This is a genomic window from Rufibacter ruber (assembly GCF_001647275.1).
Lineage (GTDB): Bacteria > Bacteroidota > Bacteroidia > Cytophagales > Hymenobacteraceae > Nibribacter > Nibribacter ruber_C.
This window is the reverse complement of record NZ_LRMM01000072.1, coordinates 1-26,703: the sequence shown is the minus strand read 5'-3', so window position 1 is coordinate 26,703 and position 26,703 is coordinate 1. Positions and strand designations below refer to the sequence as shown.

The window sequence follows — 26,703 nt, the reverse complement described above, 5'->3', positions numbered from 1 at the left end:
CCCCACAGTTTGCGTTTTTTTGCTGTTTTGGCCAAAACAGGCCAAAAACAGCATTTTCTCATTTCCTCATTCCCATATCTTCATATCTCAACCCCACCATTACCTTCTTTGATCCATCACGCAGTCACTCCTTGAACTACAGCTTTACGCACACATTCTGGGGCTCCGTGAAAAACCGCAGCGCTTCCCAGCCGCCTTCCCGGCCTACGCCGCTCTGTTTCATGCCGCCAAACGGCGTGCGTAAATCCCGGAGCAGCCACGTGTTTACCCATACAATACCAGCGTGCAGGGCATGGGCCACACGGTGGGCCCGCGTTAAGTCTTGGGTCCAGACCGAGGCAGCGAGCCCGTATTCTGTATAGTTGGCGAAGTGAACGGCATCTTCTTCAGAGTCAAACGGCATCAACGTGACCACCGGCCCGAAGATTTCCTCTGTGTTGGTGCGGCAGGTGTGGGGAAGGTTTTCAAAGACAGTAGGCTGTAGGAAATAACCGTTGGCGCAGTGGCCATCTAGGTGAACCCGCCCGCCGCCGGTGAGCAGCGTGCCGCCTTCCTCTTTGGCCAGGGCGATGTACTGCTGCACTTTCTGCAGGTGCTGCTCAGAGACCAAAGCACCTATGTTCGTTTCTTCTTCCAGCGGGTCACCTACCTTTAAAGCGTTTACTTTTTCCAGAAAAGCGGCTTTGAATATTTCATACAGCTGGCGTTCTATCAAGATTCTGGAGCCGCAGAGGCAGATTTGCCCTTGGTTGGCGAAGGCGGCCTGCACGGCGGTAGCTACGGTTTTTTCAAAGTCGCAATCAGCAAAGATGACGGTGGCGTTCTTGCCGCCCAGTTCCAGGGAAAGTTTTTTGAACATGGGCGCCGCCGTACGGGCAATGGTTTTACCGGTTTGGGTGCCGCCGGTAAAGGAGATGGCTTTGACGTCTGGATGTTCTACCAGGGCCGCCCCCACCTTGGCACCGGTGCCGTGCACTATGTTCAGCACACCCGCGGGGAGACCGGCCTCCACGCAGAGTTCGGCCAGTAGATGGGCGGTGTACGGGGTGATTTCAGAAGGCTTGGCCACCACACAGTTTCCGGCGGCCAGGGCGGGGGCAATTTTCCAGGTGAACAGGTACAACGGCAGGTTCCACGGGGAAATACAGGCCACAACGCCCAGCGGCCGCCGCACGGTGTAGTTCACCGCCACGCCCTCCATGAAATGCGACTCAGACGCAAAGTGCTGGATACCCGTCCCGAAGAAGTGCAGGTTGCTGCTGGCCCTGGGAATGTCCATGGTCCTGGAAAGCGTAAGCGGCTTGCCATTGTCAGTTGTTTCAGCCTCTGCCAGACGCTCCAGGTTCTGGTCAATCAACGCAGACAGCCGCATCAGGTGCCTTCCCCGCTTTTCAGCGGACAGGTTTGACCACGCCGGGAACGCCTGCCGGGCTGCCCTCACCGCCTCCTGTACGTCCTGCTCATCAGAATCAGGAATCTGGGAAAACACTTCGGCCGTGGCCGGATTGCTGTTGGGCAGGTATTTGCCAGAGGCCGGTGGGGCGAAGGTGCCGTTGAGGAAGTTCTGCAGGTGGAGCATACGGGTAATGCCTAGTCCTGCAAAAGATAGTTGTTTTTGAGCAGTTTTCCTTTTGGGGTGTACCGGTAGATGTCAAGGGAGGCCGGTTTTACCATGAAATGGTCTGCGGTTGCCCCTCTGCCGTTTACCCTGACCTCCAGTTTCTGGCCGGGTTTGACAGGTACCTGGGTGCTGAGCCTTACCCAACTGCCCACTATTTCAGAGCTGGTTTTAGCACTGACTTCCTGGTTGGCCATTACTTCCCAATCCTGCTTCATCACAAAGCACGCCATAGAAGGCGCGTCCTGGGCATTTTTGAGATTAACCCAGAGAGAGACTTCATAGAGGGTGGTGTCATTGGCATGGGGCAAGGAATCCAATAAGATCTGATACCCTTTTCTGGGCACCAGCGCAGCTCCCGCATCATGGAATCCCTCTGCCTCGGCGGGCTGGTCTGTAAAGTCTCTCAACAGATAATCGTTGCGGTCTTGTGTTAAGTACAAACTGCCCTGCTGATGCAGTTGGGCTTTGTTCTGGGCGAAGAAGGCTGCCGCCTTTGGTTTCTCAGTAGCCGCCAAAGAATCTAAGGAAAGGGAGTAAAGGCTGATGCTGGCATTGGAGAAGAGTTTTTGCCCCTTCTGCATTAGACGTTTTTCACTTGGGTTCAGGCTGTCTGGCACCACCACCAGCAGAAGAGGCTTTCTGTTGGGGAGGTGGGGAAGCAGTTCTTTGGTGATGAGATCACTGCTTAGGAGCTGCATCTGCTGCATTGACTGGTCTAACGAGGTGCGCGACATCATGAAGGCTGTGATGGGCAACCCTGTGTGCAAGGAGGCCTGCATGCTGCGGTCAACAGAAAGACCGTGATTGATTTCAAACTTCTCAGAGCCGGCCGTGTAGTAGGGCAGGGGCACTATGGCCTGAAAGTCTGCCGGTGAAACGCCGGCCGTGTGCAGGTAATCTACAAAGCTCTCGGTTTCTGACGAAATGAAATCCTTCCCTAGCTGGTTGCGCAGGTTGGGAGTCAGGCGGCCGTAGTAATCCCAGGCTTCAAACCCCCAGAACAGGAAAATGGCCGCCACCAGAGCGTAAGCCTTCACCCGGGCACCCTTCATACGCCACAGGCGGTAGAGACGGTAGAAGTAAAAGGCCCCATAGACGGCTATGATGTAGTAGAAAATCCAGGCGAAGCGGGAAATGGCCCTGAACTGTTTCACCAGCGGGAGGTAATCCAGGATAGCGGCAGAAAAAAACTTAAGCGGAATGGCAAAGGCGAATAGCAGTACCAGGATGCTGGCCCCCACGGTGAACTGCAGAGGGGCTGGCAGGGTAGGGGTAAAGAGACGTTTCCGTTTCCTGTTCTTGATTCCCTTACTGAACTTGACGAGTGTGAGCAGAATGCAGAGACTGCCGGCCAGGCCAATGTACACAAACGTCTCCACGCTGTAGCTGGTCAGCTGAACAAGATAATGCTGAATCCATTCATGTACAGACCCCATAGAAGGGAGCAGCACGCCCTGTACGTTGGCCCTTCCCCCAAAAAAGCCATTGGGAGTGTCAGGCCGGTCAGTGATAATGTCTGTGAGAGACAGCCACGTCTTGAAAAGCAGAATAGGCAGAAGTGCTGCTGCCACGGTCAAGAGCACCAAACGCCCCGCTGACCTCCTCCGGTAAAGAAAGACCACTACGGCGTAAGATAGCAGGAAGAGGGCGTGCATGGCCAGGTAGTACGGGTGGAGCAGCCCTGTAAAACAGGCCGCCGCCGTGAGGGCAATAGTCCAGGAGAGCCGGTGCCTCCTGCTTTCCTGCATGCGCACCAGCAAATACCAGTGCAGCGGGATCACAAAAGAGTACGCTAAGGCGTAATGGGCTCCCAGCCTGATGTGCTGGGGAGAAAGGAAAGCAATAGCCAAAGCTGCCACTGCGGCAACCGGTACAGAGAGGAGGCTCCTGCGCAGTAAAAGAAAGAGGAGCAGCACCGTGGGAACCACACTCCAGATCATTAGCCCGTTAATCACCGCCAAGCCCCCCGGATACACCGGCGAGACATGGTTGTGCCACCACTTGGAGATGAAAGCGACTATTGGCTGATTGTCAGTAAACACCACATGGTCACCGTAAGGGTAATTCATGCCGGAGAAATGGGTGCCGTTGTCGGCTTTCAGGTAATAAAGAAAGGTGTAGTAGTTCTTTGTTCCATCACCGCCAAACCCAAACATGTTTAACCGGGCATCAAACAAGGTGGATCCCCAAAAGAGGTATAAGAGGGCAACGGTGCCTATTAGCAAGCCAAGAAGTGCTTTTGTATTGGTTTTCATTTAGATTTAAACCTTTGGGAAGAAGAGGTGAAGAAGATTTTTAAGAAGCTGTAACTTTCCTGCAACAGTATCTTGAAGTTCATTTTGGAGAAGACAATCTCTGGCTTCAAGGCCACTTCTATGGGAACCATCACTACCTCTTGGGCGAGCTTAGATCCCAGGTAAATAAATTCAAGGTCAAACAAGTACCGGTTGATCTGGGTCTCTAAAAAGAGCTGTCTTCCTTTCTGGTTAAAACCTTTGAGCCCACACTGGGTGTCATTGATGGGGAGCCGTAAAAAGTTTCTGGTGAGCCGCTTTAGTAATTTAGAAATTTTAGTGCGGCTGGGGGGCACCTGGGCGTAATAGTCTGCGTCTCTTATGCCAATGGCAATGTCTACATTTCCGTGGGCTAAGGTCTGGTAAACCCGGGCCATACTTGTCTCCTCATAAGGGAAATCAATATCAGTGTAGAGGCACAAAGGGCTGGTGCTGTGGGCAACACCGGTGCGCAGGGCAAAGCCCTTGCCTTGGTTTACCTCATAAGAGAGGTAGGTGAAAGAAGGCAGATGTTCCTGCAGGTATTGAATATCAGAAGGTTGAACGCCACGGCTAGAGCCGTCATTCACCAAAATAAGGTGTAAGTCTATGCCTTAAAGAAGCGTCTGGAGCTTCTGCATGTTTTGTGTCATCTGAACCGCCCACCCGGCACTGGGGTTGTAACACGGTACCACCAGGTCAAGAGAAGAGGGGGGCATCTAATACAGTATAAAATTGTAGCATAAAAATAATTTATAACGCTGTTCTCTGGCGGAGCGAGCTTGGGACACGTTTACAGATTCCCCAGCCGGCCGCCGTCTACCGGCAGGTTAATGCCGTTGATATAGGCTGCCGCAGGTGAGGCCAGAAAGGCCGCGGCGGCGGCTACTTCCTCTGGCTCTGCAAACCGGTTGGCCGGTATTCCTTCCTTCATCTCTTTTTCAATTTCCTCCCGGGAAAGGCCGGTTTTCTGCATCTTGCTCTCAATCAGGGAATGATGGCGGGCGGTGATGGTGGCGCCGGGTAAAACATTGTTCACCGTGATACCAAACGCCGCCAGTTCAAAAGAAAGGGTCTTGGCCCAGTTGGCCACCGCGCCCCGTATCGTATTAGAGACCCCCAGCCCCTTAATTGGTTGCTTTACCGAAGTAGAAATAATATTGATGATGCGCCCGTAGGCAGCTTCTTTCATGTAAGGGACCACCGCCTGCACCAGCACATGGTTGCAGAGAAGGTGGGCGGCAAAGGCTTTCTCAAACTCATCTGCACGGGCGTCAATAGCCGGGCCGCCAGCCGGGCCACCGGTGTTGTTCACCAGGATATGGGCCTGGCCCACCCGCTGCAGGTGCTTCTCTATCTGTTCCTGCACTTGAGAGGGGCGGGTGAAGTCTGCCACTACATAATGGTGCTGCTGTCCGGCAGAGGTGTCAAGCTGGCGCAGGGTGTGCTGCAGCCGCTCCTCATGACGGGCTACTAACGTAACGTTGGCACCCAGTAGCGCCAGTTCCAGCGCACAGGCCTTGCCTATCCCTTGGGTGCTGCCGCAGACAAGGGCGTGCTTGTGCCGTATATTTAAATCCATAAGAGTAAAAGTACAGGATAGCCGCGCAGAAATCAATGTGCAGAAGCGGTTTACCCGCCTGCTGCTGCGTTTTAAGGCTGTTTTCCAGAAAACAGGCCAGAAACAGGTTTATCTTTTCTGCGCGCGGTTTCGTACCTTGGGGCGGCTCTCTTGTGCGGGGAGCCTATTCTTTCACTTCAACGCTGTACTGCCATGGCCTTACAACCTGCCTTCAACTTTAAGCAATGGATAGACGAACACCGCCACCTGCTCAAGCCGCCGGTGGGCAACCAGCAGGTGTACAAAGACAACAAAGACTTTATTGTGATGGTGGTGGGCGGACCCAACTCGCGCAAAGACTACCACGTGAACAACGGCGAGGAATTCTTCTTTCAGCTGGAGGGTGACATAGTACTCAAGGTGATAGACGAAGGCGAGTTTAAAGACATCCACATCAAAGAGGGCAGTATTTTCCTGCTGCCGCCCAATGTGCCCCACTCTCCGCGCCGCGGCCCCAACACCGTGGGCCTGGTCATGGAGCGCTACCGCGATGAAAGCGAACTGGACGGCTTTCAGTGGTACTGCGAGAACTGCCACACCAAACTATATGAAGAGTATATTCCCGTCTCTGACATTGTAGGCCAGCTGCCCGTGGTCATGGATGCCTTCTGGGCATCAGAAGAGAGGCGCACCTGCAGCAACTGCGGCCAGGTGATGGAGAAACCTGATTAATTACTGTATATTTAACAAAAAAAATATTGAAAATTAATATCATTTAACTCATAAATAAGAATGTTGAGGGAATTTTTCGTAGATGATAAATCTATTCTAAATTTAGAAGTAGGGGCAGGTTGTGGAAATTTTGGAAAAATTTTCTTCTCCGAGTGTTACCTAACAGATTTAGATAAGGAGCTTAAAAAGACATGTGCAAATTGCTCTATCGATTATTTCTGCGATGTGCACAAATTGCCATGGACGAATGATAGGTTTGACCATGTTATTATGTGCAATCCTTATGGATATGGATTTGATGATGAAATCCAGTCACAAATTCTAATTCAAGAATTGGTGAGGGTGTCTAAAGATAATGGAAAATTAATTATCTTATGTCATCATACCAATAAATACTGTAGCCCAACCAGAGTCAATAGAAGGTTGCAAAATTTTACTTCTAATTCGGTTGTATTAAGTATGCAAGAAGATACGATAGATTGTGCTACTGAATATACAGGCTATCTTTTTAGGACGTCAACTGGAATTGAGACAAAACCAAACAGGAGAATCACAATACATGTTACCAAATAAAGTAGATATTGATTCGCTAAGAGCGCAGATTAATGGTCTGTCTTTATGTAGCAGGCTTTCGCAGCATGACTATGGCGATGATTTTTACAACCATCTTACAAGTCTAATGAAGTTTAAACTTGTGAAATATAATAATATAGATGAAATTAAACTTAATAAGAAAAACTATCTTGGGCTTGAGCAATATGCATTTGAGAATACTCAGTTAATAGAAGGCGAAATACCAAATGATATAGATTGGGATATAATAGATGATGCAAAAGATATTCTTGAGAAAAAGATTAAAGACCTTTTAAAAAAAGAAGGAGATAATGAACTCTTAAATCCAATAGTAAAATTCACTATTAGTTCTTATGAAAATTGGTTAATCTATAATCAGTTGCACCCTAACTCTAATTCTAATCCATGGATACAAACTAATACTATACTGTGGAAAGGATATATATTCTTAGCAACTGATGATAAGGATTTGGCTGATAATTATCAGAAGAAAATTTATACTAAGGCTGAAGATGATATCAAAAGTAATATTGGTATCATAACAAAGAGTGAGAAAAAAAATGCTTTTTCGGGATTTTTGATTGATAATAGACAAAAGTTTCAAAGTTTAGTGTTTGAATACTTGAAGCGAGAAGCAAGGGGAAAGTATAATGCTAAAGGGTTGAAAAGTATTTCTAGTTTTCTATATGATAACCAAATTTACTTGTCTGAAAATAATATTAGAAATAAAGTAACAATTCCTTTAAAAAGGGCTGGCTTAATTGGGTCAACTACAACTGGATTTTACTTTATTAACAATATTGATGATTTATTATATAGCTACAACCATCACAAGGAGAAACTTAAGGGGATTCAAAGAACACTTGATATGTATAAAGCTAAGGCAAAACTTTTGGGGTATAATTTAGAACCCTTTGAAGAAAATGAAATGACTCCTCCCTTCTAAACCGTATTAGTTTGTTTAAAAATCATTTGAAATAATTGCTAAAAAGATTAATTCTAGATGATGCTATTTTTAATATAAATTGAGAACAAACCTGTGTCCTACAGAGAATTCCCTTTCCTGCATATTGAAGTAGACGAACTTACCTCGGTCATCACCATGGACTGGGACGGCACGTTCACGTCTGCCCAGTTTAGGGAAGCGGTGACCTACTGCATGGAACTGGTGGCCCAAAAAAAGCTGAAGTACTGGCTGGCCAACTCCAGCCGCATAGGTGAGATTCAACCCGCTGATCAAAAATGGAGCAGTGAGGTGCTGCTGCCGCGGCTGTCTGAACTGGGCGTTAAGAAAGTGGCGCTGGTGATACCTGAGGATCTGAACAGCCACCTGGCCATTACCACCATCATGGTGCGGGGCAAAGAAAAGAGTACGTTTGCCGCCAACTACTTTGTGAAGAAGAAAGACGCCCTGGACTGGATGCTGGGGAAATAATCAGCCTATATATCGTTCTTTAATATAACCGCCCCGCCTTCTGCCAGAGAAAGCGGGGCGGTTGGGTTTGATGTCTGTTTTCGGGCTGTTTTTCTGAAAACAGCCCGAAAACAGACTTATTCTCCTGCGTCTTCTTTCATGTTGTGGTACACCGCCTGCACGTCATCATCTTCCTCCAGGCGGTCAATCAGTTTTTCCATGTCTTCCTGCTGCTCAGGCGTGAGTTCTTTCAGAACCGTTGGGTAACGCTGCAGTTCAGAGCTTTTCACGTTGAGGCCGCGCTCCTCCAGGGCTTTCTGCATGGCGCCAAAATCACCAAACGAGGTCTGGATAATGATTTCGTTTTCCTCCTCGTCTTTGTCAATGCTCTCCAGCCCGAAGTCAATCAAATCCAGCTCCAGTTCCTCCAGGTCCAGGCCTTCAGCGTCTAGGTGGAACACGCCTTTGCGCTCAAAGATGAAGTCAAACTGGCCGGTGCGGCCCAGCTCGCCGCCGGTGCGGTTAAAGTGCATGCGCACATTGGCCACGGTGCGGTTCACGTTGTCAGTGGCGGTCTCTACCAGCACGGCCACGCCATGGGGGCCATAACCTTCATACACTACCTCAGAGTAATCTGCTTCGTCTTTGCCCTGGGCGCGTTTAATGGCGGCTTCCACGCGGTCTTTGGGCATGTTCACCCCTTTGGCGTTCTGAATGCACACGCGCAGACGGGCATTGGTGTTGGGGTCAGGACCGCCAGATTTCACGGCCATCACAATCTCTTTCCCTATGCGGGTGAACTGCTTGGACATCATATCCCAGCGTTTCATCTTCCGGGCTTTCCGGAACTCAAATGCTCTTCCCATGTGGTATACGTCTTAAACGAGTTACGCAAATATCGGGAAAAACGGCGTATGCCCCAACTAGGATTCTACACATGCTCAGCTAAATAATCTTCCAGCCGGCGGTGGCCTACGGCGGGGGCCACGCAGTCTGCTTTGGTCACCTCTACAAAGAAGGCGGCTTTCTCATACAAAGAGCGGTTCACCAGCCGCACCACCGGCAGCAGCGAGTGTACCAGCCAGTACGGCACCTGCGGCGTGAGCCGGGAAGGGCCCAGGCGGCCGTTCACCAGCTCTACCAGTTCTTTGCGGGTATAGTTGACGGGTCCGCCCAGTTCCACCACCGGCCGGGGTTGGGTGAGCGCCTGTACGCAGGCCTCCGCCACTTCCTGCTCATGAATGGGGTTGGTGCGGCGGTTGCCGGGCCCCAGAGAGGCCAGTTGGCCCTTGCGGGCGAGGGGCACCAGACTTAAGAATGCCGAAAACAGGGCCGGTGGCTTGATGACGGCAGAAGTGATCTGGCTTTGCTGCAGCACCCGCGCGAAATCTTCATGGGCCTTGAAATACGCCACGTTGGGGTGTTTCTCTCCGCTGAAAGCGCTCACGTACACAAACTTTTTGATGCGCCCGTGCTGTTCGGCGAGCCGGAGCACGTTCAGGTTCCCTTCAAAGTCTACCTGCTGAAACGTGGTTTTGCTGCGGTCTGTCAAACTCAGGCTCTTGCCCAACGCTGAAATGATGAAGTCTACCCCCTGCACCAGCTGGGGGGTGAGCGTCTGGGGCTGTGTTGGGTCACACACCACCACCTCGTGCACGCTGGGCTGCAGCTGCTGGGCTTTGAGGGCGGTACGGGCGGTGGCGCGCACGCGGTAGTGCTGCTGTTTCAGGGCTTCCAGAATGCAGGAGCCCAGCGCGCCGGTGCCACCCAAGACAAGTACGGTTTCCATAGGCAAGCCAAATTGAGGGACCAGACAGAGCCCGGCTCAACCAATTTAGGGAATCATTGTGAGGTTTTAAAACTTAGTGCTCTTTTATTGCCGAAGCCGCAGTTTTCAGCTCTAATGCCTGTAAAGCCTTCTAAAGCCCAGCCAGAGAAAGGGCAGGTGAAAACCCGGCTTCTGTTTTTGGCCTGTTTTCAGAAAAACAGGCCAAAAACAGAATAAAGGAATTTTGCGGAGAGACCCTCTTTCAAGGTTCTAGACCACTTAAAAAATAGGAACCCAACGGGGGGACGGGGGCTAGGGGAGGGTTTCGCTGCTGTACAGGAGGCTTTTGATCTTGGGGTCCTTCAGGTTTTCGGCCTGGATAAAGTAGGTTTCGGTTTCTATGCGTTTCTTGACTGGCTTGCCTTTGGCGGCGGTCACGGCGGCCTCTATGCTTTCATAGCCTATCTGGTACGGGTCCTGGAGGGCAAGGCCTTGAACATAGCCTTGAGCCAGGCCCGCTGCGATAGAGTCATTGACGTTGGTGCCAATAAAAGTAACTTTGCCTTTGAGCTGTTTCTGTTTAATGGCCTGCAGCATGTTGTCTGTGGTGACCTCAGAAGAGGTGTAGACGCCAGTGGCATCTGGGTGGTCAGCTAAAAAGGCGAGGCTGGCCCTAACGGCTTCTCCGGGTTTAGCCTGGGGGTATTCATCTGAGGTGATGACCTCAATTTGAGGAAAGTCTTTTGCCAGTGTCTCTTGAAAGGCCTGTTCCCGCTGCCGGGTGGTGATGCTTCCTTTCCTGAACCGCTGCAGCAGCACTTTGCCGGTGCCCTTCAGCATCTTGCCCATTTGGGTGGCGCAGGTTCTCCCCAGCTTGATGTTGTCTGTGCCTACAAAACTGGTGTAGTCAACATTGCCCAGCTCAGTGTTGACAATCACCAGCGGTTTCTGCTCATTCAGCACAGCGGCAGAAGGTTCTACCAGGCTTATGAGATCTATGGGCGCCAGCACAATGGCATCTACCTGTATTTCTAAGAAGCTGTAGACCAGGTCAATCTGGGTAACCACGTTGTCTTCATGGAAAGGGTCCCGCCAGAAGAGCTTTACATCTAAGTCTTTGGCCGCCTTCACCGCCCCTGAACGTACATTCTTCCAGTAATGGAACTCTGAGGATTTTGGCACGAAGGCTACTTTGAGCTGCCGCAGGGTGCTTTGCTCTGTTCTGGTATTTGAGCTGGAGTCACACCCCGCCAGGAGGAAGAAGGGGAAGAGGTAAAGTATAAAAAGCAGGTTCTTTGTCCTTTCCATAGCGCCTTATGTACGAGTAAAGAAGCCGCAAAGATAAGCCTTGTCTTTAGAACAATTCCAGTTTGCGGGCTGAATTGCGCTCCAGCCAAGGGCGAAACCTGTTTCAGGGCTGTTTTCCTGAAAACAGCCCTGAAACAGAACGTTATGGGCAATAGGCGGTTACCTCTATTTCTACCAGCAGCTCTGGGGCAATGAGGCCCTTTACTTCAATCATAGAGGTTGCGGGCCGTATGTCTTTAAAGAATTCGCCATGGGCGCGGCCTACTTCCTCCCACTGGCTAATATCTGTGACAAACATACGGGTACGTACCACGTCTGCTAGTGAAGCCCCTGCTTCCTGCAACACGCGGTCTATTTTCTGCAGAATACATTTGGTTTGGGCGTAGGCATTGCCGGGGCCTACCACTTGTCCGTTTTCTACGGCGGTGGTGCCGGCCACTTCCAGCAGCGGTCCAACTCGTACGGCGCGGGAGTAGCCACGGTAGTTTCCCAGGGGGCGCCAGAGGAGAATAATTGACGGGTAACAGAAGACATTTGGGAGGTTGAGTTGATACGCCGCAATAGTAGGAACTCCCCGGTAGTGAGGCAAGCTCTTTTTAAATCTTATTCTGAACAACGCGTTCGGCAGTAGGTTTTTAGGTTGGTGCTGGCGGTGAATAGGTGCCTGCTGGTGGTGCAGCAGTAGCTTGGGGCCCAGGTGCCTGACGTTCTGTTTTTGAGCTGGTTTTTAGAAAACAGCTCAAAAACACAGGTGAAGAGAGGCCGCCGTAAAAACAAAACAAATAGTTGGTAGGAATTTCTTAATTTGAGCATCAGATTGCCAAAACCGACCGTAGGTAGACCATGCACCCGCACCCGCTCAAGATTGACATTCACACCCACATCTTGCCCGAGAAATGGCCAGATTTGCGCGAACGCTACGGGTACGGCGGCTTTATACGGCTGGAGCACCACAAGCCCTGCTGCGCCCGCATGATGAAAGACGACCGCTTTTTCAGGGAAATCCAGGACAACAGTTGGGACCCGCAGGTGCGCATGCAAGAGTGTAGCCGCCACGGCGTGCAGGTGCAGGTTTTGAGTACAGTGCCCGTCATGTTCAGCTACTGGGCCAAGCCCGAACACACCTATGACTTAAGCCAGTTGCTCAATGACCATATTGCGGGCGTGGTGGCAGACTACCCCCACCGGTTTGTGGGGCTGGGCACGCTGCCCATGCAAGACACCAATTTAGCCGTTAAGGAGTTGGAACGGTGCATGAAAGAGCTGGGTATGGCTGGCGTACAGATTGGCTCCAACGTGAACGACACTAATTTAGATGACCCCAGCCTGTTCCCCATCTTTGAAGCCGCCGCTGAGCTAGGTGCCGCCATTTTTGTGCACCCCTGGGACATGATGGGCGAAAAGAAGATGCGCAAATACTGGCTTCCGTGGCTGGTGGGCATGCCCGCCGAGACATCGCGCGCCATCTGCTCCCTCATCTTTGGCGGGGTGCTGGAGCGGTTGCCCCATCTAAGGCTGGCGTTCGCCCACGGCGGAGGCTCTTTCCCGTTCACCATCGGCCGCATTCAGCACGGCTTTGACGTACGCCCCGACCTCTGCGCCGTAGACAACCCCGTCAAACCGGAAAGCTACCTGGGCAAGTTCTGGATTGACTCTTTGGTGCATTGCCCCAACACGCTGGACTATGTGGTGAAACAGTTTGGTGCCGACAAGGTGGCGCTGGGCTCAGATTATCCGTTCCCGCTGGGCGAAGAAGAACCGGGCAAACTCATTGAATCAATGCCGTACCCAGACCATGTGAAGGAAATGCTCTTGAGTGGTTCTGCGCTGCAATGGCTGGGGCTGGAGAAGGAGCGGTTTCTGGTGGGGAAAGGAAAGTGATAGAGTTAGTATTCCATTCTGCCGGAAAGGTGTATTTACATATGCATTAATAGAAATGAAAATTCTTAAATATACCTTTTCAACTTTGCTGTTAATTTGGGGAGTTCTAAGTATAGGAGTGAAACTTTTTTCTGATGGGCTTCACTTTCCGTTCTTAACATTAATAACTGGTGTTGCTTTAGTTATTGGAATTGGCGAACATAAAAGAGCTGACTCATTTTTTTTAATTTCAGCTTGCCTTTGGATTGTTTTTAGTGCAGAGACAATTGGATTTGTAATATTCTTTGATGCAAGTAATTACGGAAGAATGATAATAGGTTTTATTCCGCTTCTTTTAAGTTTAGGAGTTTATTTTTCAACGAATGCTGAGTTTAAATTGATAAATAATCTTGCTAAAAAGCTTCTTTTGGTTCCTTTGTTTATTTCTATAGGTATTGGTTCATATGCCTATAAGCCTACAACAGAAGAAATCAACTGTTGGTATTATTTCGATAGTGGCAATACATACAAAGTTCTTTTTGCAGAAGCACCTGAAAGAACTTTCGAAGTTGAATTATCATCAGAAGAGTTGAAAAATGAAGTCAAAGCTGAAGCTTTGCAATACGAAGAAAGGAATGGGTACTACTGCCCTGAAACAAAAGTTCGAGTTGTAACAAGATTTGGGAAAATAGTCTCTGCTAAAATATTGTCATTTAGAAATAGTGAAATAGATAAGAATGTAAAATTTAGTAGCCAAATTGAAATTCCACTTCAGTATGTAAATGGAGATTTAGAGATATTAAAACCTTTTATTCTCAGAATGTGGAATTAAATAAGTATTTGGATTTCAACACAACAATATTATTACCTTTAAACCACCTCCTGTTTTTACCCTAACTCCCAAAAACGAGCCCAGAAACGGAAACAAACCTGAATCTGGAGAGTTTCAGGTAAAAGTGTATGGTGGTCGAACATCTGTTAGGTAAATTCGCCAACCATTTTACCAGTTTAGCAACTAGTTCCATGTCCTTCCAAAATACCCTCGCCTACGCGCAAACGCAAGACCACGCAGATGAGCTTCGTTACTTCAGAGAACATTTCCATATTCCGCAGCACAACGGCCAAGACACCGTGTACCTCTGCGGAAACTCCCTGGGCCTGCAACCCAAGTCTGCCCGCGCTGCGCTGGAAGAGGAAATGACCAAATGGGCCGAGTTGGGCGTGGAAGGCCATTTCACCGGTGATGACCCATGGTTCACATACCACAAAACGCTGGCCGCGCCCACCGCAAAACTGGTAGGAGCCAAGCCCGAAGAAGTGGTCATCATGAACCAGCTCACCGTGAACCTGCACCTCATGCTGGTGTCGTTTTATCGGCCGCAAGGCCAGCGGTACAAGATTCTCACCGAGGCCGGGGCGTTCCCCAGTGACCAGTACGCGCTGGAAAGTCAGGTGAAATTCCACGGCTACGCACCCGAAGACGCCATCATTGAAATCGCGCCGCGCGAAGGCGAGCACACCTGGCGTACCGAAGACATTCTGCAGGCCATCAAAGACAACGGGAATGAAATTGCGCTGGTGCTCATGGGCGGGCTGCATTACTACACCGGCCAGGTGTTTGACATGGCGGCTATCACGCAGACGGCGCATGAAGTAGGCGCGATCTGCGGTTTTGACCTGGCGCACGCCGCAGGGAACGTGCCCATGCAGCTGCATGACTGGGACGTTGATTTTGCCGTGTGGTGCACCTATAAATATCTGAACTCCGGCCCCGGCGGAACGTCTGGTGTGTTTGTGCACGAGCGCCACGCGCAGAACCCGGAGCTGCCGCGGTTTGCCGGTTGGTGGGGCCATGACCAGCGCGTTCGGTTCAAGATGCAGAAAGGCTTCATTCCCATGCCCGGGGCCGAGGGCTGGCAGCTTTCCAACGCCCAAATCTTGCCCATGGCGGTGCACAAAGCCAGCCTCGCTATTTTTGACGAAGCCGGTATAGAGAACCTGAGAGCCAAAAGCGAAAAATTGACGGGCTATCTGGAGTTCCTGATAAACGGCCTGCACCAACCCAAAGACCAGCTGGAAATCATTACGCCCGCAGACCCCGCCGCACGGGGTTGCCAGCTGTCTTTGCTGGTGAATAAAAACGGGCGGCAGCTGTTTGACACCCTCATGGCCAACGGCTTCATCCTGGACTGGCGCGAACCCAATGTAATCAGGGTAGCACCTACGCCGTTGTACAACACCTTTGAAGATGTCTACCGGTTTGGCCAGTTTCTGGCGGCGCATTTTCAGGGGTGAGCCACAGGGCTTTTTTGAAAAGGTGATAGAGAGGCTTTTCCTGTTTTGCTGTTTTTAGAAAAACAGGCCGAAAACAAGGAAGGAGGCTGCGGCCCCCGTTGTTGATAAACGGCTGTTCTAGCAAAAGCGGTCTCAGAAATAAAAGACTGAAGCGCCCACTGTTGCAACAGGCTGCTGCTGTTAAGTTGTATTCACGGGCAACTAGGCTGCGGCCCGTTCTATGCTTTTCTTCTTGCCAGCATGGAAACCCGCCTTTCAACATGTTCTTAAATCAAATCAAAGGCCATGGCATACTGAGACAGGTCATAGCTTGTGTTGGCATTCAACTTCAGTTTGATGTTGCGGCGGTGGGTGTTCACGGTCTTCTCTGAGATAAAGAGCTCCTGGGCAATCTCAACCGAACTTTTGCCTAACACAACCAGCTTTAACACTTCCCGCTCCCGGCTGCCTAGTTGAGCATAGCGCTGGTAATTCTGCCTGAGAAAGGTATTCTCATCTAACAGCCTGCTCACCTTGGCGGTAATATGGCGCATGGGGTCAATTAAGAGGGCAATGGTGATGGTGAGCAGGGGCTGGTTCTGATCATCTTTCATCAGAATCTTGAGGGTGCTCAGGTGCCAGTGCCACACCTCACTGCCATGAAAACGCACCTGCTGAAAGAAGGAGATAACTTCCTGTTCATCGTTCCGTTCTAAGAGGCCGCAAATGAGCTTGGGAATATAGTCACCGGTCTCTTCCGGGTTAAAGAAGCGCAGATGGTAATCTGGCCCCATCTCTTTCAGCTCTTCTAAGGTGATCCCCAGCTTATTTAACCCGCGCTGCGACATGTATTCCACCGCAAGGTTCTTTTTCAGGTTATGGATGATCACTACGCCCGGTATCTGGTCTGCAATTTTAGCAATCTCAGCAACCTTCTCTGCCACGCGGTGGTCAAGGTCTGAGTCTAGGAGGTTCTCCATGTGTTTTTCAACAACGTGAGTCCCAAGAAAGCAGAACTATGTTAAATAGTCAAGTCTATGTAGCTACTTATTTTTAAGTAATCAGTTTTAAGTAGTGAAGGAGGAACGGGAGTCATGAAGCTGTTCAGAGGTTTCTGTTTACTCCAGCGCGCAGGCGTGAGTTTGTGCGGTAAGGCTAGACTAACCCCCTGTTTTAGGGCTGTTTTCTGAAAAGTAGCCCTAAAACAGGGGCACAGGCAGATGCCTGCGCCTTATAGGCCCTTTCAGAGAGATACGGGCGAAACGCTGAACAGCTCAAAAAAACTGCCTGCTGCAAAGGCCCATTACTTATCCTGAAAAGGGATTGAACCTTTTTAGTGAACGGGGCATAGACCTGCCGCTGAGGTGTACAAGCAGAATTACCTGTTACGAAAGCAAAACTCTGGAAGGTGGCCACTTGCGTTCATGGCCTTCTTTTCTGAAAACAGGCTGTAAATGCGTTGATGCACCCGCGTCTTTGTTCACCCGTGTTCTGCAATACAAAAACGAGGAATCTATTTCCGCTTCAAAATTTTAAACTCTGTGCGGCGGTTTACCTGATGCTCTTCTTCAGAGCAGGGCACCCCGTCTTTGCAGCGGTTAAGCAGCTTTGTCTCACCATAGCCTTTTGCTACTACCCGGGTGGCGTCTATTCCTTTTGAGATGATATAATTCACTGCTGTTTGGGCGCGTAACTGGGAGAGTATTTTGTTGTAGGCGGCCGTCTGGCGGCTGTCTGTGTGGGAACTAAGCTCAATGCTGATCTTGGGGTTGTCTTTTAACGTTTGCACCAGTTTGTCTAACTCTAAGGCCGCCTCAGGCCGAATATCTGATTTGTTCAGGTCATAGTAGATGTTCTCCACCAGAATTGGCTTGTTGGGTGTGCTCCTGTTCAGGGCCAGGCCTAACCGCACCATGTCTACTATAGACTCACAGGTGGGGGTTACTGCCGCAGAACGGGTCAGGTAATCTGGTTTGGTGGCTTTGATGCTGTAGGTGACCCCATCCAGAATGTCAAACGTGAAGTTGCCGGCGGCATCTGAATATGTAGTGGCCACCACAGAGTCATTTGGCAGGTAAAGCTGCAGCAGCACGTTGCCAACGGGTATTTCTTCATACACGCCGGGCCTTGTTTCCGTCTTCTCAAAAGACCTGCCTGCCAGTTTGCATGGAATTGGCTGGTACTGGAAGGTGTAAATGTCATCTGTCCCGTCTGAGCTTTCCCGGTTAGAAGAAAGGTAGCCTGCGTCTGTTGTCTCAAACACAATCCCGAAATCATCACCCGGTGAATTGAGAGGGTATTTAAGGTTCTGGACCTTCTTCCAGACAGTGCCAGACCCTGCCGCAGAGAAAATGTCCAGGCCGCCCATGCCTTGGTGCCCTTCTGAGGAAAAATAAAGTTTGCCAGAGGGTGCCACCACCGGAAATACCTCTTTGCCCGGGGTGTTGATGCCGGCCCCCAGGTTGACGGGTTTTGACCAGGAGTTGTCACTTTTCCTGACGCTGTAGAAGATGTCAGATTCGCCAAGCGTGCCAGGCATGTCTGAGGAGAAATAAAGGGTGTCGCCTGATTTAGATACCGCGGGGTGCCCAATAGAATAGGTGCCGGGGTTGTTGTAGGGGAACGGCTGAGGCTCACTCCAGCCGTTCCCTTTCCTCTGGGAAATGAAAATCTCCAGGCGGTTTACATTTTCAGGCACTGAGAACTTGACCCAGCTAAACGGGTCTGTGTTGACGCTTTTGCCTTGCTTCTTCAACTGGTTGATTCTGGTAAAGTAGATGGTGTTGCCATCTGGGGAGAAGGCCGCAGACCCGTTTTGGTGGTCACTGTGAATAGGGGAGGGCAGAGGGGTAGCCGGGCTGAAACCAGCTGCTTCTTTTTTACTGTAGTATAAGATTGAGTTTGGTCTGCCCGTCCAACCCAGCACGTTCTTATTGTTCTTGCTGTCAACCCGGTCTGACGTGAACACAAGGCCATCTTGAAACAGCGCGGGGCTAAAGTCAGAGTTCTCAGAATTCAAGCCGGGCGCCTTCTCTACCCGGAACGGTTGGGGGTTCCCCATCCAAAGCTGGGCGTTGACAGAGGTGGCAATCAGCTGCATGGCCTCTGGGGTGGCAGAAGGTACCTGCTCGGCATAGGTGAGGTAGAGGTTCTTCGCCTTTTCATAATTGCCGTTCATGCGGGCCGCATCTGCATAATGTTTCAGACTCTGGGGATCATAGTCTGGAAACGCCATCATCTGGGCATACCAGAACTCAGCTTCTTTTGAATTGTTGAGCCGCCGGTATGAATCAGCAATTCTGGCAATAATGGGGAGAGTGGGTTCCTGGGTTTGGAGTACCTTTTTGTAAGCCTCAATGGCTAGGGCAAACTCTAGCTTCTGGTAGTGGGTGTCTGCTATCTTCTGCTGCTTCTGTGCCAAAACGGCTATAGAAGAAAGCAGCAGGAAGGGCAGGAACATATAAAGAACTAAAACTTTGGCACGCATGGTAAAATCTCTAGTCCCTTCTAAACTATTTTAGAAGTGGCGAATGGTTAACGACGGGGAATCTGCATCTCTGAAGAAAAAGAAGCCTACAGATAGTTCATGGCTGGCATGCCCCTGCAGGCTGGTCAAGGTCATGTCATTTGAGTAGCCCACTTTGATTTTAGGGGTCACATACACCTCTGCCATCAATGCCCAGGCATTCATGTTTTCAAGTTCTAACGCCTGGTATCTGGATGTGTTAAACACTTTCAAAGCCATGCGGTATGTGCCGCCCAGCCAGAGCCGGTCACCAATTAGAAAGAAGGCATTCAAATCAATATTGGTGGGGCTTTTCAGATCTTCTTTCACCAGAAAGCTTGGCTTGAATTTAAGCAGAGAGCCCAGGTCAAACACATAGCCCGAGGTAAGGAAATAGTGCCTGGCCGGTGTATAGGCAATCCTGTTGCTCCCTGTGATCAGGTTAGAAGCTGAAATCCCTAAAAAGTAGCGCTCTGTGTTGAAGAAGATGCCCGCTTTGACATCAGGCAGAAAGACACTCTCTTTGGTAGCCGGAATAGCGGCATCCGGCTCCGGGTCAATTAACCTGATTTTAGTGCCGTCTATAGAAAATTGGGAAACTCCGCCTGAAAGGCCTACGGACAGACGCGTTTTCTCCCCTAGTTTGATTCTGACCGCAGAACTTACATTGATGGTTCTTTGTCCCTGCGCCCCCAACTCGTCATTCATGAGCTGAAGGCCCAGCCCTATTCTCTGGTTCAGGAGGGTGCCGTCTACCGCCAGGGTCTGGGTATGGGGGGCGCCTTCTAAGCCACTCCACTGGCTTCTAAACAAGCCGGTTACATTGAGAACCCCTTTGCTACCAGCATAGGCAGGGTTGATCACCAGGCCATTGAAAATATACTGGGTGTACGAGGCACTCTGCTGCGCCGCAGAAGAAAGCGCCCACAATAACAGAAAGGGTAAAACTATTTTCTTCATATCACTTACTGCACAAGCCTCACGTTTACCTGACAATCATCACATACCCCTGATAGGTCTTGGTGACCCCATCACATAATTTCACTTTAAGCACATAGAAGTAGGTCCCCTCACTTAGGCTCCCTCCATCCCAGTTGTTGCGGTACCCTTTCTGCCGGTAGACTTCAGCCCCCCAGCGGTTGATGATGACCAGGTCATTCTCTTGGTAGTTTTCTATGTTCCTGATTTTCCAGGTATCATTGAGGCGATCGCCGTTAGGCGAAAGGGCGTTGGCAAACTCTAAATCAGCCTGAGCCTTGGCAGGGTCTGCGAGCAGGGCAGTGGCGGCACTTGAGCAGGCGGTGGTGCTGGCATTGTTGGCTACCACATGAATGGTTCCTGCCTGGCTTCCGGCTGGGGCCGCCACCTTGATGGCGGTAGAGCCCTGGCCACTGGAAATGCTCCACCCCGCCGGTACTGACCAGGTATAAGAAGTAGCACCCGGGACAGCCGCTATGGAGTATTGCAGTCCCGTGCACGGGTTGCTTTCATCAAGGATCACCACTGGTGCTGCCGGGGTAGCCGAGACCGTTGATGTGAACCGGGCGCTGGCAGCGTGGCAATTGTTTGAGGCCGCCACCTGCAGGCTACCCCCTTCGCTTCCAGCTGTAACGACAACGGTATTTGTGCCCTGGCCAGAGGTAATAGACCAGCCGTCTGGAACAGTCCAGTGATAGGTATTGACACCCGCAACTGCCGGTACTGAGTAAGAAAGCCCTTTTTGGGAGGAGCACACGTCTGCCTGCCCGGTAATGGCGCTAAGTTGTAGAGGGGTTGATTTGTCAATGTTGACAGCCAACACACTTGGCGAGCTTTCACCGCAGCCGTTGATGACCTTAACTGACACCTCGCCAGAAGTGGGGCCTGCTTTGACCTCAACGGCAGAGGTTCCCTGGCCTTTGGTAATCTCCCAGCCGTCAGGCACCTCCCACAGATAGGAACTGGCGGATGGAACCGGCAGAATGCTGTACTTTAAATTGGTTTGCCCGGCACAGAGAACGGCTGCGCCCTCTGGGGTGATTTTTCCTGGTGCTGAGGAGGTGGCAGTAGAAGAAAAGACAGCCAATGTGCCGGCCTCACTGGTGCCGCATTTATTCACAGCCACCACACTCAACTCTCCTGAAGTTTTACCCACGGTCACCTGCACAGAGACGCTCCCTTGGCCGGTAGTTATTTTCCAGTCTGCCGGCACCTTCCACTGATAAGAAGTAGCCCCTGGTACGGCGTCAATGGAATAAGAAATCTTAGTAGCGCCTGCGCATTGGTAGGCAGTTCCTTTGATTTGTCCCGGTGTAGCCGGAATAGGAATGGTGGTTACTGTTTTGGTTCTGGCAGCGCTGGTTCCGCAGCCGTTGACGGCAGTCACCCTTACCTCTCCCCCGGCAGAACCGGCTGTTACTTTTATGGCAGTAGTGCCTTGCCCCTCTGTGATGGACCACCCTTGGGGCACCTCCCACTGGTAATGGCTCACGCCGTTCATGGTGCTGATGCTGAAAAGGACATCTTTGGTATTGCTGCAAACCTGAGCCAATCCTGAAATGGTACCGGGGGTGGCTGGTATTTTGCTCACCATGGCTACTGACAGCGAGGTAGAGGCGCTGACGCCGCAGCCGTTTTTAGCTGCGACAGAAACGGTTCCTGCTGTTTTGGGGGGCTTCACGGTGATGGTGTTGGTTCCCTGGCCAGATTCAATATCCCAACCGGCAGACAGCGTCCAGAAGTAGGACGAGGAGGTATTATCAGGAGACTCGACTTTATACTGTAGAAGGGTAGTGGAGCCTATACAAACAGTAGTGGTTCCATGGATAGCAATTGGAGCGGGTGGGGCAGTGGTAGAAGAGGACACTTTCAACACCGTAGCTGTGCTGCTGCCGCAGCTGTTAATGGCTTTTACTGAAATCTCGCCTTCTGCTGTACCGGCCCTCACGGTGATGGAGGAGCTAGTAGCGGGAGAGGTAATGGTCCAGCCGGTGGGCACTGTCCATTCATAGGTGGTGGCACCCGGTACTTCTGCAACAGAGTAAGTGTTGTCCCTGCCTCCGGAGCAGGCTTCTTTTTCCCCAATGATTGGGCCCGGGGCGGCTGGAGCCTGGTTGGCTTTTACGAATAAGGTGCTGGCAGGGCTCGCGCCACAGGTGTTTTGGGCAACTACTGCTATTTCGCCCGAGGCCTTACCCGCGGTAACGGTAATGATATTGCTGCCCTGGCCAGAGGTAATTTCCCAATCAGAAGGAACGGACCAGGTATAGGTGGTTGCTCCAGGGACCAGTGCAATAAAATAAGTAAGGCCTTTCTCTTTGGCGCAAACAGAAGCGGAGCCTGCTACTATAGACGTTGGTGTACCCGGGGGGGCGTTGGTAGGGCTTACATTGATTTCACTTCCGCTGCTTTGGCCACACCCATTGACAGCTGTTACTTTGATCTTCCCGCTTGCGCTGCCAACTGTCACTAAAATGGAAGTGCCGTCAGAAGACTGGGTAAAAGTCCAGCCATTAGGTACTGACCAGCTGTAAGAAAAAGCTCCCGCTACAGGGGCTATCCTATACTCTACCTTGATGTTGCCGGTGCAGAGACTACCTGTTTCTGAAATAGGGCCAGGTGTGGCGGGTAATGCCGTGCTGGTACGCACAGCCAGGGCGGTGGCCTGGCTGGCTCCGCAGTTATTTCTAGCAATGACAGAAATGGTTGAGGGGCCTACCCCAGCTTTCACTTTGATAGAAGTTGTTCCCTGGCCGGTAGTGATGGTCCAATCGCCTGAAACACTCCACTCATAAGATGTGGCCCCGTTTACCGCAGAGATAGTATATATGATTTCTTCTTCCTGGGCGCAGACACTGTTTCTGCCAGATATGGCAACCGGGGCAGAGGGGGGCTGTGCCCCAGACTGCACTGCTAAAACGCTGGCGGCGCTGAGGCCACAGCTGTTTATGGCTTTGACAGCTATATTGCCGGCCTTGGTTCCTGCCTTTACTTGAATGGTAAGAGTGCCTTGGCCATCTGTGATGGACCAACCGTCTGGTACTGCCCATTCATACCTGGTGGCCCCGCTGACTTCTGAAATGCTATAAACAGTCTTCTCGTCATTAATACAGGTGACAAGCGTGTTACCCGTTATGGGCCCGGGTGACGGGGGGGCGGCCGTAGCAGGTGCTACCGCCAGGGTGGTGGCCTGGCTGCTGCCACAGTTGTTTTTACTGGTCACTCTGATCTCGCCACTGCTATTCCCCACGGTTACTTGAATGGTGGCGGAACCTGTTCCGGAGGTGATGGTCCAGCCATTAGGCACCTGCCAGGCATACTCAGTTGCACCGGGTATCTCCTGTACAGAATAGGTGACATTCTTTGCGTTCACACATGGGGAGACATTACCGGAAATACTGACAGGGGCGTTGGGGGAGCTGAGGGAAGGAGACACCGAGAGTGATCTCGCCGGGCCTGGACCGCAGACATTGACTGCAGAAACTGCCACGGTCCCAGAAGACGTGCCCGCTTTTACTGTGATAGAGGTGCCGTCTGCCGGGCCAACTAGTACCCAGCCGGGCGGTAACGTCCAGGTATAGGAGACAGCCCCTGGCACAGCTGGGATACTGTACTGCAGGTTCTCTTCACCAGCGCAAGGCTGTAAAGCAGAGCTGTTGATGGCAGAAGGCTGGGCAGGTTTGGTTGTAGGGGTGACGGTAATACTGCTTTCAGCGCTTTGCCCGCAGTTATTGAGCACGCTCACATAGATGGTTCCGGATACTACGGCAGTGGTGACTTTTATTTTTACCTCAGAGGTTCCTTGTCCTTCTACCAGCGCCAGATTGCCAGATACTCTCCAGAAATAGCTATCTGAGGCAGACTTGGGGGTGACTGAATACGTGTAGGTAGTTCCTTCAGCAGAGGCGCAGGGCAGGAGGGTTCCGGAAATAGAGGCTGGCTCAGGCTTGGCCATGGGGCTGACCGGGTAAGTAACAGGGGTACTGGTGCCGCAGCCGTTGATGGCTGCTGCCTCTACGTTGGCCGCACCGCTTCCCACTATCACCTTGACAGCTTTTGACGTTCCGCCTTCTAGGACTTGCCAACCTTGAGGGAATTTCCAGGTATAGAAGGTGTTTTCAGGGTTGCCACTTGCAGTATACACCACTGTTTCACCTACGCAGGGCGCCTGATTGCCTGAGATGGCCGTTGGCGGAGCCGGAGCCGCCACCGACGGCTGCACAGATAGGTTAACGGCGGTGCTGGGTCCGCAGGCATTGACTGCCCTAACGGTTACCTGGCCAGCTGTACTTCCGGTTTGCACGGTGATGGTGGTGCTCTTTTCCCCTGAAATGATTTGCCAGCCAGCAGGAACGGCCCATTCATAATATTCTGCCCCGGTCACAGGGGCAATTGTATAGGTGACGTCTGCTCTGCCAGTACATGGGTTGGCAGATCCGTAGCTGGCTGATATAGGGCCAGGAGCCAGGGACGGTGCTACCGGAATGGTGACTTTCCTGGTACTGGGTTCACTTACGCTGCAGACATTTTGGGCGGTCACTGATACTTCCCCCTCAGATGTGCTGGCAATCACCTCGATAGTAGAACCGTTAGAGCCGCTCACAATCTGCCAGCCGGGAGGGAAGGTCCAGTTGTATTGGGAGGCAACTTTGGTGGGAGTTACACTAAAAACAACTTCCTGTCCCGCGCAGGCAGAGACAGGGCCAGAAATTTCACCCGGGTCAGACGGGGCTACGCAGATAGAGACTGAATGCTCATTGTTCTCCCGGCTTTCGTCCAGGCCATCGCCTAAGATTGTTACACTGTTCAGCAGAATGGCGGTGGCGTTGTTGTTGATCTCTGTAGTAAGTTCTAACGTAGCAGTGGCACCTGCCCCAAAATAATTTATGCTCCATTGAGACGCAGACGGGTCATAGGCAGAGCCGGGAGGAGCTTTTGAGCTAATGTAGGTAAGGCCGGAGTTTAAGACAAAGATCCTCACATTGCTTTCGCCAATAGGGCCTGCATTGTGAGCGGTTATGGTATAGGTGACGGTGCCCCCAACAAAATAATTTCCCTGCGCATTGCCTGCACTCTTTTTGATCGTTACTGATAAATCAGTAGGGATGGTGATGATGTTATTGGTAAGGCCCACGCTGCCAGAGACAGAGAAAAGGCGGCCGTATACGGTGGCCCCTGATCTGGCGGTAATGTTTTGAAGTGCTAAAAGGGAGCCTCTGAAAGTGGTACCGTTGCCTAACGTGGCCTCACCGGCCACCTGCCAGAAAACGTTCTTGACTTTAGGCTGTGCAGTTTCAAGAAAGCTGATGCGGGCGTTGCTGCCTACGGTCAAATCGCCGTTGATCTGGAAGATAAACACGGCGTTGGGGTTGCCATTGTTGTCTAATGTTAAGGTGCCGTTGATCTGCGTATGGTTGTCTACCCGATAGATACCCGGTTTTAACGTTTTGCCCCCCAACTCCTGCCCCGCCATCTGGTAAGTTGGTGCCAGGGCTGAAATCTGATGGTAGCTGGCTGACAAATCAGCCATAGCCCCTTGTGAGGCAGAAGTGTTGATTTCTGTACTGCCGTTAATAACGCCCTGGGGAAAACCTGTAAAAACTGTACCTGGTGAAACGCCTACGTTGCCATTAATTTTGGTGTCGCCAATGCTGTTGATCCCAGTTTTAGCCAGTACAGTAAAGGGGGTTGCTTTGCCAAGCTCAGGGAGAATAGACTGAGCAATGGCAGAAGTATCAATGATTAGTATAAGTATAATATAAAGTATAATTTTTTTCATGCAGGAGCCGGGTGTTTTTTAAACTTATTTCTTGTTGCCTAGAAAAATTCCTGTATTCCTCCTTTCTATAAGGTTGAGGTACATGGTTTACTGTCAACTCCTTTAACTTTCAAGAAAGGTAAATATTTTATTTGAGAATGCGTTTCATGATCTAAGGCTTTCTCTAAATGGAAGGCAATGAAGTGAATTTCATGAAATATAATATTGGTATTGTTCTATATGTGTTTAATTTGTAATGTGCTTGCTGTTTGATTATGATTAGCAATAATTTAATAATCAGTAAATCCCAAATGAAGATGCGGCAAGAAAAGTTTCAGGAGTGTACCAGAAAAGTTGATAAAGAGAGCGTGCGGTGCGGCCGGTGTAGCTGCAAATAAAACAGCCCCCTAAAGGAGAAGCCCTTACTTGCCCAGGCACTAAGCCTAAGCCTTATTCTGAGATTGAGGAGTAGGGGAGGTGTAAAATAAAAGAAGAGGCTAACCATTCCTGATTAGCCTCTTTTTTGCTCCCCCTCTTGGGCTCGAACCAAGGACCCCATGATTAACAGCAATTAGTCCCTTCTCTTGTTTGAGAATTTATATTTTGTTAATTATTGTAAATAAGGAATTTGCGCAATATTTACTTCTGGTTGATGTTGGGTTTTTGCTATTGTTTTTTACTTTTGTTTAAACCATATTTAAACCAAATCTTAGTTTAAGCAAGCAAGAAATCAGCAAACGTGGCCTCTGTAAAAGTACTACTCTACACCTCCAAGGTGCTCAAAAACGGCGAACATCCTATCATGCTTCGTCTGATCAAAGACCGTAAAATCAAGTATGTTTCTCTAGACTATTCTTGCTCCAAAGAGCTATGGGATGAAGATGAGCAACGACCAGTAAAAAAACACCCGCATAAGGTAGAGCTTAACATCAAAATCACAAAGATGATGAATGACGCTAATAAGATCATTCTAGACTTTGAAGCTGTTTAGAGTTTTTGATTTTGGTTGAATTTTCGGATAAACAAGGCTGTAAAGGCTAGCAGATGCAGGGCAAGCCAGTGCTGCGCCCTGGTTTCA

At 50.6% G+C, this 26,703-nt stretch carries 20 protein-coding genes; 8 read left to right on the top strand and 12 right to left on the bottom strand.

Annotated elements, in window-relative coordinates; genetic code table 11:
• Window positions 1–136: 136 nt before the first annotated feature.
• The 4 genes from A8O25_RS19260 to A8O25_RS19245 form a co-directional block, all read right to left on the bottom strand.
• A complete protein-coding gene (locus A8O25_RS19260; protein ID WP_066838517.1) occupies window positions 137–1,579 on the bottom strand; it encodes an aldehyde dehydrogenase in 1,443 nt (480 codons plus the stop codon).
• An 11-nt stretch (window positions 1,580–1,590) separates the two neighbouring features.
• On the bottom strand, window positions 1,591–3,876 hold the full coding sequence (locus A8O25_RS19255; protein ID WP_066838514.1) for a DUF6311 domain-containing protein: 2,286 nt from the start codon (window positions 3,874–3,876) through the stop codon (window positions 1,591–1,593).
• Window positions 3,873–4,490, bottom strand: a complete 618-nt coding sequence (locus A8O25_RS19250; protein WP_338152768.1) for a glycosyltransferase — start codon at window positions 4,488–4,490, stop codon at window positions 3,873–3,875. The genes A8O25_RS19255 and A8O25_RS19250 overlap by 4 nt, the downstream gene beginning before the upstream one ends.
• Window positions 4,491–4,687: 197 nt before the next feature.
• Complete coding sequence (locus tag A8O25_RS19245; RefSeq protein ID WP_066838506.1) at window positions 4,688–5,476, bottom strand: SDR family oxidoreductase; 789 nt, start codon at window positions 5,474–5,476, stop codon at window positions 4,688–4,690.
• A gap of 192 nt (window positions 5,477–5,668) precedes the next feature.
• Here A8O25_RS19245 and A8O25_RS19240 point away from each other — a divergent pair, with 192 nt between their 5' ends.
• From A8O25_RS19240 to A8O25_RS19230, 4 genes are all read left to right on the top strand, one after another.
• Complete coding sequence (locus A8O25_RS19240; RefSeq protein ID WP_066838503.1) at window positions 5,669–6,187, top strand: 3-hydroxyanthranilate 3,4-dioxygenase; 519 nt, start codon at window positions 5,669–5,671, stop codon at window positions 6,185–6,187.
• 60 nt (window positions 6,188–6,247) lie between these two features.
• On the top strand, window positions 6,248–6,760 hold the full coding sequence (locus A8O25_RS24405) for a class I SAM-dependent methyltransferase (protein ID WP_420911797.1): 513 nt from the start codon (window positions 6,248–6,250) through the stop codon (window positions 6,758–6,760).
• Window positions 6,669–7,706 (top strand): hypothetical protein, encoded by a 1,038-nt coding sequence (locus A8O25_RS19235; RefSeq protein ID WP_153042836.1) that lies wholly within the window; start codon window positions 6,669–6,671, stop codon window positions 7,704–7,706. Before A8O25_RS24405 ends, A8O25_RS19235 begins: the two co-directional genes overlap by 92 nt.
• A 93-nt stretch (window positions 7,707–7,799) precedes the next feature.
• A complete protein-coding gene (locus tag A8O25_RS19230) occupies window positions 7,800–8,195 on the top strand; it encodes a hypothetical protein (RefSeq protein WP_066838498.1) in 396 nt (131 codons plus the stop codon).
• A gap of 116 nt (window positions 8,196–8,311) precedes the next feature.
• On the opposite strand, the gene A8O25_RS19225 is transcribed toward A8O25_RS19230, so the two are convergent.
• The 4 genes from A8O25_RS19225 to A8O25_RS19210 all read right to left on the bottom strand — a co-directional run bounded on the left by A8O25_RS19225 (window position 8,312) and on the right by A8O25_RS19210 (window position 11,839).
• Entirely contained in the window at window positions 8,312–9,040 is a 729-nt protein-coding gene (locus A8O25_RS19225; RefSeq protein ID WP_066838495.1) for a YebC/PmpR family DNA-binding transcriptional regulator, read from the bottom strand.
• Between the two features lie 65 nt (window positions 9,041–9,105).
• Window positions 9,106–9,963, bottom strand: a complete 858-nt coding sequence (locus tag A8O25_RS19220) for an NAD(P)H-binding protein (RefSeq protein ID WP_066838492.1) — start codon at window positions 9,961–9,963, stop codon at window positions 9,106–9,108.
• A 291-nt stretch (window positions 9,964–10,254) separates the two neighbouring features.
• Window positions 10,255–11,250, bottom strand: coding sequence for a substrate-binding domain-containing protein (locus tag A8O25_RS19215; protein ID WP_066838489.1), 996 nt, complete (start codon window positions 11,248–11,250; stop codon window positions 10,255–10,257).
• A 142-nt stretch (window positions 11,251–11,392) separates the two neighbouring features.
• Window positions 11,393–11,839, bottom strand: a complete 447-nt coding sequence (locus A8O25_RS19210; protein ID WP_338152767.1) for a RidA family protein — start codon at window positions 11,837–11,839, stop codon at window positions 11,393–11,395.
• Window positions 11,840–12,093: 254 nt separating this feature from the next.
• On the opposite strand from A8O25_RS19210, the gene A8O25_RS19205 reads away from it, so the two are divergent.
• The 3 genes from A8O25_RS19205 (at window position 12,094) to kynU (ending at window position 15,405) form a co-directional block, all read left to right on the top strand.
• Entirely contained in the window at window positions 12,094–13,131 is a 1,038-nt protein-coding gene (locus A8O25_RS19205; protein WP_066838485.1) for an amidohydrolase family protein, read from the top strand.
• A 55-nt stretch (window positions 13,132–13,186) separates the two neighbouring features.
• Window positions 13,187–13,942 carry a hypothetical protein gene (locus tag A8O25_RS19200; protein ID WP_066838482.1) on the top strand — a complete coding sequence of 252 codons (756 nt, stop codon included), beginning with the start codon at window positions 13,187–13,189 and terminating at the stop codon, window positions 13,940–13,942.
• A gap of 191 nt (window positions 13,943–14,133) precedes the next feature.
• The gene (gene kynU, locus A8O25_RS19195) at window positions 14,134–15,405 is read left to right on the top strand and encodes a kynureninase (RefSeq protein WP_066838479.1); all 1,272 of its coding nucleotides are present in this window, start codon (window positions 14,134–14,136) and stop codon (window positions 15,403–15,405) included.
• 266 nt (window positions 15,406–15,671) lie between these two features.
• On the opposite strand, the gene A8O25_RS24145 is transcribed toward kynU, so the two are convergent.
• The 4 genes from A8O25_RS24145 to A8O25_RS19175 form a co-directional block, all read right to left on the bottom strand.
• A complete protein-coding gene (locus tag A8O25_RS24145; RefSeq protein WP_066838474.1) occupies window positions 15,672–16,364 on the bottom strand; it encodes a response regulator transcription factor in 693 nt (230 codons plus the stop codon).
• Between the two features lie 533 nt (window positions 16,365–16,897).
• Window positions 16,898–18,871, bottom strand: coding sequence for an OmpA family protein (locus tag A8O25_RS19185; RefSeq protein WP_241499095.1), 1,974 nt, complete (start codon window positions 18,869–18,871; stop codon window positions 16,898–16,900).
• Between the two features lie 30 nt (window positions 18,872–18,901).
• On the bottom strand, window positions 18,902–19,849 hold the full coding sequence (locus A8O25_RS19180) for a PorP/SprF family type IX secretion system membrane protein (RefSeq protein ID WP_066838468.1): 948 nt from the start codon (window positions 19,847–19,849) through the stop codon (window positions 18,902–18,904).
• 25 nt (window positions 19,850–19,874) lie between these two features.
• The gene (locus A8O25_RS19175) at window positions 19,875–25,646 is read right to left on the bottom strand and encodes an ice-binding family protein (protein ID WP_066838465.1); all 5,772 of its coding nucleotides are present in this window, start codon (window positions 25,644–25,646) and stop codon (window positions 19,875–19,877) included.
• A 718-nt stretch (window positions 25,647–26,364) separates the two neighbouring features.
• On the opposite strand from A8O25_RS19175, the gene A8O25_RS19170 reads away from it, so the two are divergent.
• A complete protein-coding gene (locus A8O25_RS19170) occupies window positions 26,365–26,616 on the top strand; it encodes an Arm DNA-binding domain-containing protein (RefSeq protein WP_066838461.1) in 252 nt (83 codons plus the stop codon).
• Window positions 26,617–26,703 lie beyond the last annotated feature (87 nt).

Excerpts from the sequence above, each read along its gene's own strand:
- A8O25_RS19220 (WP_066838492.1), bottom strand. The coding sequence starts at position 9,963 with ATGGAAACCGTACTTGTCTTGGGTGGCACCGGCGCGCTGGGCTCCTGC.
- A8O25_RS19260 (WP_066838517.1), bottom strand. The coding sequence starts at position 1,579 with ATGCTCCACCTGCAGAACTTCCTCAACGGCACCTTCGCCCCACCGGCC.
- A8O25_RS19245 (WP_066838506.1), bottom strand. The coding sequence starts at position 5,476 with ATGGATTTAAATATACGGCACAAGCACGCCCTTGTCTGCGGCAGCACC.
- A8O25_RS19215 (WP_066838489.1), bottom strand. The coding sequence starts at position 11,250 with ATGGAAAGGACAAAGAACCTGCTTTTTATACTTTACCTCTTCCCCTTC.
- A8O25_RS19240 (WP_066838503.1), top strand. The coding sequence starts at position 5,669 with ATGGCCTTACAACCTGCCTTCAACTTTAAGCAATGGATAGACGAACAC.
- A8O25_RS19255 (WP_066838514.1), bottom strand. The coding sequence starts at position 3,876 with ATGAAAACCAATACAAAAGCACTTCTTGGCTTGCTAATAGGCACCGTT.
- A8O25_RS24405 (WP_420911797.1), top strand. The coding sequence starts at position 6,248 with ATGTTGAGGGAATTTTTCGTAGATGATAAATCTATTCTAAATTTAGAA.
- A8O25_RS19225 (WP_066838495.1), bottom strand. The coding sequence starts at position 9,040 with ATGGGAAGAGCATTTGAGTTCCGGAAAGCCCGGAAGATGAAACGCTGG.
- A8O25_RS19185 (WP_241499095.1), bottom strand. The coding sequence starts at position 18,871 with ATGCGTGCCAAAGTTTTAGTTCTTTATATGTTCCTGCCCTTCCTGCTG.
- A8O25_RS19200 (WP_066838482.1), top strand. The coding sequence starts at position 13,187 with ATGAAAATTCTTAAATATACCTTTTCAACTTTGCTGTTAATTTGGGGA.
- A8O25_RS19180 (WP_066838468.1), bottom strand. The coding sequence starts at position 19,849 with ATGAAGAAAATAGTTTTACCCTTTCTGTTATTGTGGGCGCTTTCTTCT.
- A8O25_RS19205 (WP_066838485.1), top strand. The coding sequence starts at position 12,094 with ATGCACCCGCACCCGCTCAAGATTGACATTCACACCCACATCTTGCCC.
- A8O25_RS19175 (WP_066838465.1), bottom strand. The coding sequence starts at position 25,646 with ATGAAAAAAATTATACTTTATATTATACTTATACTAATCATTGATACT.
- A8O25_RS24145 (WP_066838474.1), bottom strand. The coding sequence starts at position 16,364 with ATGGAGAACCTCCTAGACTCAGACCTTGACCACCGCGTGGCAGAGAAG.
- kynU (WP_066838479.1), top strand. The coding sequence starts at position 14,134 with ATGTCCTTCCAAAATACCCTCGCCTACGCGCAAACGCAAGACCACGCA.